This window comes from Azospirillum doebereinerae (assembly GCF_003989665.1).
GTDB classification, from domain to species: domain Bacteria; phylum Pseudomonadota; class Alphaproteobacteria; order Azospirillales; family Azospirillaceae; genus Azospirillum; species Azospirillum doebereinerae.
On the sequence record NZ_RZIJ01000008.1, the window covers coordinates 154,854 to 166,832 of the forward strand.

14 protein-coding genes are annotated in these 11,979 nt (G+C 69.5%); 12 read left to right on the forward strand and 2 right to left on the reverse strand.

Translation table 11 applies throughout. The features are described from left to right. Positions 1–21 precede the first annotated feature (21 nt). Both EJ913_RS12390 and EJ913_RS12395 read right to left on the reverse strand, forming a co-directional pair. Positions 22–678, reverse strand: a complete 657-nt coding sequence (locus EJ913_RS12390; RefSeq protein WP_126998214.1) for a bifunctional 4-hydroxy-2-oxoglutarate aldolase/2-dehydro-3-deoxy-phosphogluconate aldolase — start codon at positions 676–678, stop codon at positions 22–24. After that, a complete protein-coding gene (locus tag EJ913_RS12395) occupies positions 678–1,577 on the reverse strand; it encodes an SIS domain-containing protein (RefSeq protein WP_126998216.1) in 900 nt (299 codons plus the stop codon). Before EJ913_RS12395 ends, EJ913_RS12390 begins: the two co-directional genes overlap by 1 nt. 248 nt (positions 1,578–1,825) lie before the next feature. On the opposite strand from EJ913_RS12395, the gene kduI reads away from it, so the two are divergent. The 12 genes from kduI to EJ913_RS12455 all read left to right on the forward strand — a co-directional run bounded on the left by kduI (position 1,826) and on the right by EJ913_RS12455 (position 11,829). After that, entirely contained in the window at positions 1,826–2,662 is an 837-nt protein-coding gene (gene kduI, locus EJ913_RS12400; protein ID WP_126998218.1) for a 5-dehydro-4-deoxy-D-glucuronate isomerase, read from the forward strand. Continuing rightward, entirely contained in the window at positions 2,659–3,438 is a 780-nt protein-coding gene (gene kduD / locus EJ913_RS12405; protein WP_126998220.1) for a 2-dehydro-3-deoxy-D-gluconate 5-dehydrogenase KduD, read from the forward strand. Before kduI ends, kduD begins: the two co-directional genes overlap by 4 nt. Positions 3,439–3,642: 204 nt before the next feature. After that, positions 3,643–4,326, forward strand: a complete 684-nt coding sequence (locus tag EJ913_RS12410; protein ID WP_126998221.1) for an amino acid ABC transporter permease — start codon at positions 3,643–3,645, stop codon at positions 4,324–4,326. 14 nt (positions 4,327–4,340) lie between these two features. Then, positions 4,341–5,006 carry an amino acid ABC transporter permease gene (locus EJ913_RS12415; RefSeq protein WP_338019092.1) on the forward strand — a complete coding sequence of 222 codons (666 nt, stop codon included), beginning with the start codon at positions 4,341–4,343 and terminating at the stop codon, positions 5,004–5,006. Then, positions 4,981–5,709, forward strand: coding sequence for an amino acid ABC transporter ATP-binding protein (locus tag EJ913_RS12420; protein WP_126998223.1), 729 nt, complete (start codon positions 4,981–4,983; stop codon positions 5,707–5,709). Before EJ913_RS12415 ends, EJ913_RS12420 begins: the two co-directional genes overlap by 26 nt. Before the next feature lie 47 nt (positions 5,710–5,756). Continuing rightward, positions 5,757–6,557: a transporter substrate-binding domain-containing protein gene (locus EJ913_RS12425; protein ID WP_126998225.1), complete on the forward strand. Its 801-nt coding sequence runs from the start codon at positions 5,757–5,759 to the stop codon at positions 6,555–6,557. Positions 6,558–6,713: 156 nt separating this feature from the next. After that, positions 6,714–7,454: an SDR family oxidoreductase gene (locus EJ913_RS12430; RefSeq protein WP_126998227.1), complete on the forward strand. Its 741-nt coding sequence runs from the start codon at positions 6,714–6,716 to the stop codon at positions 7,452–7,454. 35 nt (positions 7,455–7,489) lie between these two features. Further along, positions 7,490–8,332, forward strand: coding sequence for a fumarylacetoacetate hydrolase family protein (locus EJ913_RS12435; RefSeq protein WP_126998229.1), 843 nt, complete (start codon positions 7,490–7,492; stop codon positions 8,330–8,332). A 4-nt stretch (positions 8,333–8,336) separates the two neighbouring features. Next, on the forward strand, positions 8,337–9,263 hold the full coding sequence (locus tag EJ913_RS12440; RefSeq protein ID WP_126998231.1) for a 2-hydroxyacid dehydrogenase: 927 nt from the start codon (positions 8,337–8,339) through the stop codon (positions 9,261–9,263). Between the two features lie 4 nt (positions 9,264–9,267). Then, positions 9,268–10,197, forward strand: a complete 930-nt coding sequence (locus tag EJ913_RS12445; RefSeq protein WP_126998233.1) for a sugar kinase — start codon at positions 9,268–9,270, stop codon at positions 10,195–10,197. Beyond that, on the forward strand, positions 10,197–10,952 hold the full coding sequence (locus EJ913_RS12450; protein ID WP_126998235.1) for a GntR family transcriptional regulator: 756 nt from the start codon (positions 10,197–10,199) through the stop codon (positions 10,950–10,952). Before EJ913_RS12445 ends, EJ913_RS12450 begins: the two co-directional genes overlap by 1 nt. A gap of 160 nt (positions 10,953–11,112) precedes the next feature. After that, positions 11,113–11,829, forward strand: coding sequence for a FadR/GntR family transcriptional regulator (locus tag EJ913_RS12455; protein ID WP_126998237.1), 717 nt, complete (start codon positions 11,113–11,115; stop codon positions 11,827–11,829). Positions 11,830–11,979: the final 150 nt, after the last annotated feature.

The following is an 11,979-nucleotide window of genomic DNA, read 5'->3' on the forward strand; positions in this document are numbered from 1 at the left end:
CGCCCGCGCGCTTGAATGCCCTCAGGCGCCCTTGGCGGCGCGGTAGGCGTCGAGCAGCTGGCGTCCGGCGGCCAGGATGGCGTCGCGGTCGCCGCGCTTGACCAAGGTCTCGTCCACCAGCTTGCCGCCGGCCCCGACACAGGCGACCCCAGCCGCGATGTAGGTCGCCACGTTGCCGGCGTCGATGCCGCCGGTCGGCACGAAGCGGACCGAGGGGAACACCGACTTCAGCGCCTTGATGTGCGCCGGGCCGACGGTGGAGGCCGGGAAGACCTTCACCGCGTCCACCCCGGCGAGCATCGCCGCGTGGACCTCGGTCGGGGTCAGGGCGCCCATCAGGCAGGCGACGCCGTGGTCGCGGCAGGCGGCGGCCACCTCCGGCACCACGCAGGGCGACACCACGTAGCGCGCGCCGGCCTTCACCACCTCGGCGACTCCGGCGGCGGTCAGCACCGTGCCGGCGCCGATCAGCATGCTGTTGGACGGGGCGCCGCCCTCGGCGGCCAGCTCCTCGATCAGGCCAACGGCGCCGGGGGTCGTCATGGTGATCTCGAAGGTGCCGTAGCCGGCCTCGCGCAGCCAGCCCACGGCGGTCCGCGCCAGATCGGCGGAGCTGTTGCGGATGACGGGGACGACGCCGTAGGCGACGAGCTGGTCCAGGATGGCGGTGGTGGACATCAGGTTTCCTCAAGGTGGCGGGCGGGGGGCGTGGCGTCCCCGGTCCGGTGACGGCCGCGCAGCGCGGCCTTGATGCGGGCGAGCCGCTGGTTCAGGTCCGGCGGCGACAGCAGGCCCACCGCGACGGTCAGCGCGTCGATCAGCGCCAGCTGGGCCAGCCGCGAGGCCATCGGGGTGTGGACGGCGGTGTCCTCGTCCACGTCGACGACCAGCAGCGTGCCGGCCAGCGCCGCCAGCGGCGTGCCGGCCCCGGTGATGGCGATGACCGTCGCGCCGCCCTCGCGGGCGATGGCGGCGGCCTCCAGGATCTCGTTGCTGGTGCCGGTCTTCGAGATGGCGAGCATCACGTCGCCGGGGCCGAGCGTCGCCGCCGCCATCGCCTGGAGATGCGCGTCCGACGACGCGGCGACCGAGCGCAGCAGGCGGAACAGCTTGTGGTAGGCGTCCTGGGCCACGGCGCCCGACGCGCCCATCCCGACGATCTCCACCCGTCCGGCTTTCACCAGCGCGCGCGCCGCCCGCTCCAGTGCCGCCGGGTCCAGCGTGTCGCGCAGGCGGGTCAGCGCGTCGATGGCGCGGTTCAGCACCTTCTCCGCCGCGCCGCCGACGCTGTCGCCGGGCTCCAGGTCGCGGGCGAGCGCCACCGTTCCGCGCGCCGCCTGGGCCCGCGCCGCCGTCGCCGCCAGATGCTGGGCCAAGCGCAGCTTGAAGTCCTGGAAACCCGCGAAACCGGCGGCGCGGCAGAAGCGCAGCACGGTCGGCTCGCTGACGCCGGCCTTGGCGGCGAGCTGGCCGATGCTGTCCCCCAGCACCGCGTCGGGCGCCGCCAGCACGACGCGCGCCACGGCGGTTTCGGCGCGGCGCAGATGGCCGAGGGAGGCTTCGATGGCGGCGAGCATGGCGGCGTCCGGGAAAAACGATTTTGTAGTTTTACTACATAAAGACTCCCGCGTCGACCCTCGATGAAACGGAGCTACGAAAGGTTTGCGGTCCGCACAGTTTCCCGCTTGACTGATATACTAGTACGTCCTATTGATGATCCGAGACACGGTGCCTCCGCGCACCCAACCGAAAACCCGCTCCGGCCGCCCGGCCGAAGGGACGGGATCGACGGCCACGGGAACCAGAGCGTCCCCAGGGAGAGAACATGAAGATCGACCTCCGCTACGCACCGCACCCGGACGACGCCAAGCATTACGACACCGAGACTCTGCGCCGGCATTTCCTGATGCAGGACATCTTCCAGCCCAACGAGATCGTGCTGACCTACAGCACGGTGGACCGGGTGGTGGTGGGCGGCGTGCTGCCGACGACGGAGTCGGTGGCGCTGACCTCCCCGAAGGAGATCGGGTCGCCGACCTTCCTGGCGCGGCGCGAACTGGGCGTCTTCAACATCGGCGCGCCCGGCCGCGTGGTGGTGGACGGTACGTCCCACGAGCTGGGCAACCGCGACGCCATCTACATCGGCAAGGACACCGCCGACGTGCGGTTCGAGAGCGCCGACCCGGCCAACCCGGCCAAGTTCTACCTGATGAGCACCCCGGCCCACGCCCGCTACGAGACCCGCGTCATCACCCAGGCCCAGGCCAAGTCGATGGCGGTCGGCGACACCGCCACCTCCAACAAGCGGGTGATCTACCAGTACATCCTGCCGGGCGTCTGCGAGACCAGCCAACTGGTGATGGGCCTGACCCAGCTCGAGCCGGGCAGCATGTGGAACACCATGCCGGCCCACAGCCACGGCCGCCGCTGCGAGGTGTATTTCTACTTCGACCTCGCCGACAACGCCCGCGTCTTCCACCTGCTGGGCGAGCCGACCGAGACCCGCCACATGGTGATGAAGAGCGACGAGGTGGTGATCTCGCCGAGCTGGTCGATCCATTCCGGCGTCGGCACCAGCAACTACGCCTTCATCTGGGGCATGGGCGGCGACAACGTCGATTACACCGACATGGACTGGATCCCCATGGAGACGCTGCGATGAGCAATGGGCCGAAGAGCGGCAACGCTCTGTTCGACCTGTCCGGCAGGACGGCGCTGGTCACCGGCGCCAACACCGGGCTGGGGCAGGCCGTCGCGGTCGCCCTGGCCGAGGCCGGGGCGGGGATCGTCGCGGTCGGCCGCTCGGCGATGACGGAGACGGCGGCGCTGGTCGCCGGGGCCGGCGTGCCCTTCCACGAGATCCGCGCCGACCTGTCGCGGATGGACGCCGTTCCGGCGGTGATGGAGCAGGCGGCGGCGACCGGATCGCGCATCGACATCCTGGTCAACAACGCCGGCATCATCCGCCGGGCCGACGCGATCGACTTCACCGAGGCCGACTGGGACGACGTGATGAACGTCAACCTGAAGACGACCTTCTTCCTGACCCAGGCGGTCGGCCGCGCGATGATCGCGGACGGGCTTGGCGGCAAGATCATCAACATCGCGTCGCTGCTGTCCTTCCAGGGGGGGATCCGCATCCCGTCCTACACCGCCAGCAAGAGCGGGCTGGCCGGGCTGACCCGGCTGCTGGCCTGCGAATGGGCGGGCAAGGGCATCAACGTCAACGCCATCGCGCCCGGCTATTTCGACACCAACAACACCGAGGCGCTGCGGGCCGATCCCAAGCGCAACACCGACATCCTCGCCCGCATCCCCGCCGGCCATTGGGGCCAGCCGAAGGAATTGGGCGGCGCCGCGGTGTTCCTGGCCTCGGCGGCGTCGGACTACGTGCACGGCATCGTGCTGCCGGTCGATGGGGGATGGCTGGCGCGCTGAGGGTTTTCGGGGGAGGGGGTGTGCGGTTGCCCCCTCCCTAACCCTCCCCCGCCTTTGGCGGGAGAGGGGACTGCCGCCGAACGCCGACAAGAGTCCTGCCCCCCTCTCCCGCGAAGCGGGGGAGGGATGGGGAGGGGGCGGCCGGGCCATGACTTCACACAAACAAAAAACGGCGAAAAGCCGAACGCATCGGGAGGCGTCCTCGTGAGATACAACTTCGACTTCGCCAGTCTGCAGGAATACTGGCCGGAATTCCTGCGCGGCGCGCTGATGACGCTGGAAATGACGGTCATCGCCTGCGTGCTGGGATTGGTGATCGGCGTGTTCTGCGCCATCGGGCGGCGCGGCAAACGCAAATGGCTGGCGACGCTGTGCGGCGCCTACGTCGAGATCGTGCGCAACACGCCCTACCTGATCCAGATCTTCTTCATCTTCTTCGGGCTGGCGAGCGCCGGACTGAAGCTGCCGATCTTCGCCGCCGCCGTGCTGACCATGGTGTTCAACGTCGGCGCCTACACCGCCGAGATCGTGCGCGCCGGCATGGACACCATCCATCCAGGCCAGATCGAGGCGGCCGAGGCGCTGGGCCTGTCCACCCCGCAGATCTACTGGGACGTGATCCTGCGCCCCTCGCTGGAACGGGTCTACCCGTCGCTGAGCGGCCAGTTCGTGCTGATGATGCTGTCGTCGTCCGTCACCTCGCAGATTTCGGCGGAGGAGTTGACCGGCGTCGCCAACTCGGTCCAGTCCGAGAGCTTCCGCTCCTTCGAGACCTTCATCGTCGTGGCGGTGCTGTATTTCGCGATGGCGATGCTGCTGAAATTCGCCTTCCACCTGTTCGGCCAAGCCATCTTCCCGCGCCGCCGCCGGCTCGGCACGCCGCTTTGAAAAGGATCTGAGCGATGATGGGCGGAGCCTTCACCTTCAACCACTTCGTCTACCTGCTGCAGGGCATGATGTGGACGGTCGTGCTGTCCGCGCTGGCCTTCGTGCTGGGCGGGGTCGCCGGCTTCGGCGTGATGCTGATGCGCACGGCGCGCACCCGGCTGCTGCGGCAGATCTCCTTCGTCTTCGTGCAGCTAGTCCAGGGTACGCCGCTGCTGATCCTGCTGTTCGTGGTCTATTTCGGCCTGGGCGTGGTCGGCATCGAACTGCCGCCGCTGCTGGCGGCCGGCGTGTCGCTGATGGTCTACTCCAGCGCCTTCCTGGGCGAGATCTGGCGCGGCTGCGTCGAATCGGTGCCGCGCACCCAGTGGGAGGCGTCGGAATGCCTGGCGCTGACTCGCTGGCAGACGCTGGTCGACGTGATCCTGCCGCAGGCCGCGCGCATCGCCACGCCCCCCACCGTGGGCTTCCTGGTCCAGGTGATGAAAAGCACCTCGCTGGCCTCGGTCGTCGGCTTCGTCGAGCTGACCCGCGCCGCGCAGGTCGTCAACAACTCGCTGTTCACGCCGTTCCTCGTCTTCGGGATCGCGGGCGTCCTGTACTTCGCCCTGTGCTACCCGCTGTCGCGCTGGAGCCGTTCGCTTGAGAGGAAGCTCAATGTCGGCCGTCGTCAAGCTGCATGACATCCACAAATCCTTCGGCAGCGTCGAGGTGCTGAAGGGGGTCTCCTTCGAGATCGAGAAGGGCGAGGTCGTCGCCATCATCGGCCGCAGCGGCTCGGGCAAAAGCACGGCGCTGCGTTGCATCAACCGACTGGAGACCATCCAGTCCGGCACGCTGGAGGTCTGCGGCCACCGCGTCGACGACCAGAGCCTGGATCTGCGCGCGCTGCGCCAGGACGTCGGCATGGTGTTCCAGAGCTACAACCTGTTCCCTCACCTGACGGTGGAGCAGAACATCACGCTCGCGCCGCGCCGGGTGAAGGGAGTGCCCAACCGCGAGGCCCGCGCCTTGGCGCTGGAATCGCTGCAACGGGTCGGGCTGGCCGAGAAGATTGACGCCTATCCCGAACAGCTTTCCGGCGGCCAGCAGCAGCGCGTCGCCATCGCGCGGTCGCTCGCCATGCAGCCCAAGGTGATGCTGTTCGACGAGGTCACCTCGGCGCTCGACCCGCAACTGACCGGCGAGGTGCTGCGCGTCATGGAGACGCTGGCGCGAGGCGGCATGACCATGGCGGTGGTGACGCACGAGATGGCCTTCGCCCGCCGCGTCGCCAACCGGGTGATCTTCATGCACCAGGGCAAGGTCTGGGAGACCGGCCCCGGCGACATGCTGGCCGACCCCAAGACGGCGGAGCTGCGGGATTTCATCTCGAACGGCCTGTAACGCGTCCCACGCTTTTCAAAGAAACAAACCCAGGAGGAAACCGGACCATGCGCATCAAGAAGCTTCTCGCCGCCACCGCGACCGCCGTCGCCGCTCTCTGGCTGGCCGCCGCCCCGGTGGCGCACGCCGACCAGCTCGACGACATCATGAAGGCGAAGAAGATCCGCATCGCCGTCGCCATGGGCATCCCGCTCTTCGCCTTCGTCGACAAGGAGGTCAAGGCGACCGGGTCGGACGTGGAGACCGCGCGGCTGATCGCCAAGGACATGGGCGTGGAACTGGAGCTGGTGGAGATCACCAACGCCGCCCGCGTGCCGACCATCCAGACCCGCAAGGCCGACCTGCTGATCGCCACGCTGGCGATCACGCCGGAGCGCAAGAAGGTGGTGGACTTCACCATCCCCTACGCGACGCTGGACATCATCGTCGCGGGCACCGAAGGCAACGCCATCAAGGGTTATGACGACCTGAACGGCAAGAAGATCGGCCTGACCCGCGCCACCGTGAACGACAGCATGGTGACCAAGGGCGCCAAGGGCGCCGAGGTCGTGCGCTTCGAGGACGACGCGACGCTGATCACGGCGGCGGTCTCCGGCCAGCTCGACGTGGTGTCCACCCAGACCGCCGTGCTGGCCGCGATGAACGAGAAGCGCCCGCAGAGCCCGCTGAAGGTGAAGTTCGTGCAGCAGGAGCTGAACCTCGGCATAGCCCTGCCGCAGGGCGAGGACCGGCTGAAGGAGTGGGTCAACACCTGGATCAAGACCAACTTCCAGAACGGCAAGATGAACGCGATCTTCGCCACCTTCCACGACCGCGACCTGCCGCAGGACCTGCTGACCCGCCAGTGAGCGTTTGAACAGCCGCGCGCCGGTGCCCCCTCCCTAACCCTCCCCCGCTGTGCGGGAGAGGGGATCCAGGCCCTCTCCCGCGCAGCGGGGGAGGGAGGGACCCGCGCGCCAGCGTGGGAGGGAGGGGGCAAGCGCCTCCATCGACAGGACCCCATCATGCCCGGAAGACTTCACGGTAAGACCGCCATCGTCACCGCCGCAGCCCAAGGCATCGGCCGCGCCACGGCGGAGGCCTTCGCGCGGGAAGGCGCCCAGGTCTGGGCGCTCGACATCAACGAGGAGCGGCTGGCCGACCTCGCCGGCCTTCCCGGCATCACCACCCGCCGGCTCGACGTGCTGGACGGCGCCGCCGTGACCGCGACGGTGGCGGCGATCGGCCCGGTGGACACGCTGTTCAACTGCGCCGGCTTCGTCCACAGCGGCAGCATCCTCGACTGCGACGAGCAGGCGCTCGACTTCAGCTTCGACCTGAACGTCAAGTCGATGCACCGGATGATCCGCGCCGTGCTGCCCGGCATGCTGGAGCGCGGGCGCGGCGCCATCGTCAACATGTCCTCGGTGTCCTCCAGCGTGAAGGCGGTGCCCAACCGTTTCGCCTACAGCGTCACCAAGGCCGCCGTCATCGGCCTGACCAAGTCGGTCGCCGCCGACACGGTGGCGCGGGGGATCCGCTGCAACGCCATCTGCCCCGGCACCGTCGAGTCCCCCTCGCTGGAGGAGCGGCTGCGCGCCCAGGGCGACTACGAGGCGACCCGCGCCGCCTTCGTCGCCCGCCAGCCGGTTGGCCGCTTCGGAAAGCCGGAGGAAATCGCCGAACTGGTCGTCTATCTTGCCTCCGACGCGGCGGCCTACACGACCGGCGCCATCCATGTGATCGACGGCGGCTGGACCGCCTGAAGACGCCAACGACACACGAAACGGACACATCCGCCATGAAGCTGCTTCGCTACGGCCCGCCGGGCCAGGAAAAGCCGGGCCTCCTCGATTCTGAGGGCCGCATCCGCGACCTGTCGGCCCATGTCGCCGACATCGCGGGCGCCGTCCTGCTGCCCGACGGCATCGCCAAGCTGAAGGCCATCGATCCGGCTTCCCTGCCGCTGGTCGAGGGGAATCCGCGCCTTGGCCCCTGCGTCGCCGGCACCGGCAAGATGGTTTGCATCGGCCTGAACTACTCCGACCACGCGGCGGAGACCGGGGCCACCGTGCCGCCGGAGCCGATCATCTTCATGAAGGCGACCAGCGCCATCGTCGGGCCCAACGACGACATCGAGATCCCGCGCGGCTCCGAGAAGACCGACTGGGAGGTCGAGTTGGGCGTGGTCATCGGCAAGACCGCCAAATACGTCTCGGAAGGCGAGGCGATGGACCACGTCGCCGGCTATTGCGTCGTCAACGACGTGTCCGAGCGCGCCTTCCAGGCCGAGCGCCAAGGGCAATGGACCAAGGGCAAGTCGGCGGACACCTTCGGCCCGACCGGCCCCTGGCTGGTGACCCCCGACGAGGTCGAGGACCCGCAGAAGCTGCCGATGTGGCTGGAGGTCAACGGCCACCGCTACCAGAACGGCAGCACCGCGACGATGGTGTACGGCGTGCGCCATCTCGTCTCCTACCTGTCGCAGTTCATGTCGCTGCAACCGGGGGACATCATCTCCACCGGCACGCCGCCGGGCGTCGGTCTGGGGCAGAAGCCTCAGGTCTACCTGAAGGCCGGCGATGTGGTTACGTTGGGCATCGAGGGGCTGGGCAGCCAGCGCCAGAACGTGATCCAAGGCTGAAGACATGAACCGATCGGGCATCGACATCCTGCTCTCCACGACCATGCCGCCCGGCTTGGCCGAGGATCTGGCACAGCATTTCACCCTGCATGGACCCGAGGTCATCGGGTCCCCCGGCTTCGCGGAGCTGGCCCCGCGCATCCGCGGTCTGGCCAGCCGCGAGCCGGCCAGGGTGGACGCGGCGCTGCTGGAGTCGCTGCCCAATCTGGAGATCATCTCCTCCTACAGCGCCGGGCTGGACAACATCGACCTCGACGCCGCCCGGCGGCTGGGGCTGGTGGTCGCCAACAGTTCGGCCGCGCTGGACGAGGAGGTCGCCGACACCGCCATCGCGCTGATCCTGATGACGGTCCGCCGCTTCGCGGCGGCGGAGCGCCATGTGCTGGAAGGGAAATGGGCCGAGGGGCCGTTCCCGCTGGCGCGCGGCCTGAAGGGGCGGCGGCTCGGCATCGTCGGGCTGGGGCACATCGGCGAGGCCATCGCGGCGCGGGCCACGGCGTTCGGCCTGTCCATCGCCTACCACAACCGCCGGGCCAAGCCCGAGGTGCCCTACGCCTACCACGCGACCGCCGAGGAATTGGCGGCCGAGTCCGACATTCTCGCGGTCTGCTGCCCCGGCGGGCCGGAGACGCTGAACCTGATCGACGCCAAGGTGCTGCGCGCGCTGGGGGCCGGCGGCGTGGTCGTCAACGTTTCGCGCGGCAGCGTGGTGGACGAGGACGCGCTGCTGGCCGCGCTGGCTGACGGCACCATCGGCGGGGCCGGGCTGGACGTCTGCCGGAACGAGCCGAACCCGCGCCCGGAGCTGATCGGCCACCCCGACATCGTGCTGCTGCCCCATGTCGGCAGCGCCACCGTCGAGACGCGGGCGCGCATGGGCCACGTCATGCGGGACAACCTGCTGGCCCATTTTGGCATCAAGGAAGTTTGAGACGATGAAACGCATCGCGGCCATCGGTGAATGCATGCTGGAGCTGCGCAGCAGCGGCTTCGGCGCCGCCCGCTTCGGCTTCGGCGGCGACACGCTGAACTGCGCGCTGTACCTCGCCCGGCTGGGCGAGACGGTCGATTACGTCACGCTGCTGGGCGACGATCCCTACAGCGCCGACATGCTGGCCGCCTGGGACGCGGAGGGCGTCGGCACCGGCCGCGTCGTCCGGCTGCCGGGGCGGCTGCCCGGCCTCTACGCCATCGAGACGGACGACAAGGGCGAGCGCTCCTTCTCCTACTGGCGCGACCGCGCCCCGGCGCGGGAACTGTTCACCCACCCCGACGCCAAGCCCCTGGTCGACGCGCTGCCGGACTACGGGCTGCTGATGCTGTCCGGCATCTCGCTGTCGCTGTACGGCGAGGAGGGGCGCGTCCAACTGCACGGCGCCCTCGACCGCGCGCGGGCCGCGGGAGCCAAGGTCGCCTTCGACACCAACCTGCGCCCGCGCGGCTGGCCCGGCCTGGACGCTGCCCGCGCCGCCTACGAGGCGTTGGCCGGGCGGGTGGACATCGTGCTGTCGGGCGTCGAGGACGAGGCGCTGCTCTACGGCGTGGAAGCGCCGGAGGCCATCGTCGCCCGCTGGCGCGACGCCGGGGCGACCGAGGTGGTGGTCAAGCGCGGCGGCGACGACTGCCTGGTCTGGGAGAGCGGCGACGACGCCATCCGCAGCGTGCCGACCACGACGGTCGAGCGCGTGGTGGACACCACGGCGGCCGGGGACAGCTTCTGCGCCGGCTACCTCGCCGCGCGCCGAGCCGGGCAGGGGATCGAGGCGTCGGCCAAGCTGGGCCACCGGCTGGCCGGCATCGTCATCGGCCATCCCGGCGCCATCGTTCCGGCCGAGGCGACCGCCGGCTTGAAGGAGGCGCTGTGATGGAGGCGCCGGCGAACGGCTCCGCGCCCGTGCGGCGTCGCGTGCCCAAGCCGGCGTCGGCCAGCCGGGAGCGCGGCATCACCGCCGCGCAGCAGGTCTACCAGCAGCTCCGGGCCGAGATCGTCGGCCTGCGCCGCAAACCGGGCGAGCCGCTGAGCGAGAAGGAACTGGCCCAGGCCCACGGCATCAGCCGCACGCCGGTGCGCGAGGCGATGCTGAAGCTCGCCGCCGAGCGGCTGGTCGAGGTGTTCCCGCAATCCGGCACCTTCGTCGCCCGCATCCCGCTGTCGGACCTGCCGCAGAGCATCATCATCCGCTCCGCCCTGGAGGAGGCCAGCGTCCGCCACGCCGCCGAGCGCGCCACCCCCGACCAGATCGCCCGCCTCACCGCCATCATCGACCGCCAGCGCGTCGTGACGGCGGCCGGTGACCGCGAGGGCTTCCACGCCACCGACGAGGAGTTCCACGCCGGGCTGTCGGACGCCGCCGGGCTTCCCGGCATCTGGACGCTGATCCAGCAGGTGAAGGTGCAGATCGACCGCTACCGCCGCCTGACCCTGCCGGAACCCGGCCGGATGGAGCGGGTGGTCGAGGAGCACGCGGCGGTGGTCGCCGCCATCGCCGCGCACGACCCGGACGCGGCGGCGCGCGCCATCCGGCACCATCTGGGCAACCTGCGGGACGGCATCGACGCCTTCCGCATCGGGGAGCCGGACTGGTTCATCGACGACCGGGGGGCGCCACCCGCCTCATAACGCTTCCTCTCCGGCAGGGTTCTGGCTTGATCGGGCGGGCGCACGCAAGCGCGCCGGCCCGCTCGGCGTTCGTGCGCCCGAATTGCGGCTTTCCCATATGTCAACTTGTCTGCTAACATGACTTTGGGGCGGATAAAATTCGGTGTGAGGAATCGCGAAGATGGCCGGTCTGAAGTTGCTGCCCAAGCGGAAGGAACGTTTGGGCGACCAGCTCTACGGACAGATCCTGGAGCAGATCGTCTCCGGCGCCTTGACGGAAGGGGACAAGCTGCCTTCCGAAAAGGAACTCTGCCTGATGTTCGAGGTCTCGCGCCCGGTGGTGCGGGAGGCGATGATGCTGCTCCAGGCCGACGGTCTGGTCGTCGCGCGCCAGGGCTCCGGCACCTATGTCCAGCGCCGCCCTCCGCAGGGGCTGATCGCGCTGGCCGGCGCGTCGGACGTCGCCGGCATCCTGCGCTGCTACGAGCTGCGCGTGCCGCTGGAGGGCGAGGCGGCGGCGCTCGCCGCCAAGCGCCGCTCGCCCGAGCAGCTGGAGCGGATCAAGACCGCGCTGGACGAACTGACCCGCGCCTTGGAGAGCCCCGCCTCGGCCGCCGCCGCCGATTTCGCCTTCCACCGCGCGGTGGCCGAGGCGAGCGGCAACGACATGTTCGTCTCGATTCTGGAGACGCTGCACGCGGCCGTCGAGAACTCGATGACGCTGGCGCTGAACATCACCGCCCAGGGCTCCGCCGAGCGCAGCCGCCGCGTTCTGGACGAGCACGGCCGCATCTATGAGGCCATCGCCATCGGCGATTCCGACGCCGCGAACCTCGCGATGCGTTACCACATCAACCGCGCCCGCCAGCGGATCACCGAACAGCAGTCGGATGTGTGAGCGTTTCCAGAGGCTGCGGAGACGTTGACAGAGCCCTTCTCCCCTTGTGGGAGAAGGGTTGGGATGAGGGGTATTCCGCCTGAAAGGCGGAAAAGGAGGAGAACATTCCCGGCCGGCTGACGCCGGCGCCCCCCTCACCCCAACCCCTCT

Bases quoted from the DNA above. Each gene is read 5' to 3' on its own strand.
- EJ913_RS12390 (WP_126998214.1), bottom strand. From the start codon at position 678: ATGTCCACCACCGCCATCCTGGACCAGCTCGTCGCCTACGGCGTCGTC.
- EJ913_RS12395 (WP_126998216.1), bottom strand. From the start codon at position 1,577: ATGCTCGCCGCCATCGAAGCCTCCCTCGGCCATCTGCGCCGCGCCGAA.
- kduI (WP_126998218.1), top strand. From the start codon at position 1,826: ATGAAGATCGACCTCCGCTACGCACCGCACCCGGACGACGCCAAGCAT.
- kduD (WP_126998220.1), top strand. From the start codon at position 2,659: ATGAGCAATGGGCCGAAGAGCGGCAACGCTCTGTTCGACCTGTCCGGC.
- EJ913_RS12415 (WP_338019092.1), top strand. From the start codon at position 4,341: ATGATGGGCGGAGCCTTCACCTTCAACCACTTCGTCTACCTGCTGCAG.
- EJ913_RS12420 (WP_126998223.1), top strand. From the start codon at position 4,981: ATGTCGGCCGTCGTCAAGCTGCATGACATCCACAAATCCTTCGGCAGC.
- EJ913_RS12425 (WP_126998225.1), top strand. From the start codon at position 5,757: ATGCGCATCAAGAAGCTTCTCGCCGCCACCGCGACCGCCGTCGCCGCT.
- EJ913_RS12430 (WP_126998227.1), top strand. From the start codon at position 6,714: ATGCCCGGAAGACTTCACGGTAAGACCGCCATCGTCACCGCCGCAGCC.
- EJ913_RS12435 (WP_126998229.1), top strand. From the start codon at position 7,490: ATGAAGCTGCTTCGCTACGGCCCGCCGGGCCAGGAAAAGCCGGGCCTC.
- EJ913_RS12440 (WP_126998231.1), top strand. From the start codon at position 8,337: ATGAACCGATCGGGCATCGACATCCTGCTCTCCACGACCATGCCGCCC.
- EJ913_RS12445 (WP_126998233.1), top strand. From the start codon at position 9,268: ATGAAACGCATCGCGGCCATCGGTGAATGCATGCTGGAGCTGCGCAGC.
- EJ913_RS12450 (WP_126998235.1), top strand. From the start codon at position 10,197: ATGGAGGCGCCGGCGAACGGCTCCGCGCCCGTGCGGCGTCGCGTGCCC.
- EJ913_RS12455 (WP_126998237.1), top strand. From the start codon at position 11,113: ATGGCCGGTCTGAAGTTGCTGCCCAAGCGGAAGGAACGTTTGGGCGAC.